Annotated in this window: 1 protein-coding gene; it reads left to right on the forward strand. The window is 62.5% G+C overall.

The features are described from left to right. Nucleotides 1-296, forward strand: a 296-nt coding sequence (locus tag ACZ3GY_RS24945) for a TRAP transporter large permease subunit (protein WP_465912186.1), incomplete at both ends; no start/stop codon positions are given.

Here is a 296-nt window from a genome sequence, read left to right on the forward strand (position 1 = left end):
CGCGTGCAGAACATGCCGTCGCTGCCGCGCGCCTCGTTCAAGGAAATCCTCACCGCTGGCCGCAAAGCGGGCTGGGGCCTGATGCTGATCGTGATCATTCTCGGCGGTATCTATTCGGGCATGTTCACCCCGACCGAAGCCGCTGCGGTGGCCGCGGTCTACGCCGCCTTCGTAGCGATCTTCGTCTACAAGGACATGACGGTGCGCGAGTGCCCGAAGGTGATCATCGAGGCCGGCAAGCTGAGCGTGGTGCTGATGTTCATCATCGCCAACGCCATGTTGTTCGCCCACGTGCT

Source organism: Pseudomonas sp. PME37.24/006 (assembly GCF_055556635.1).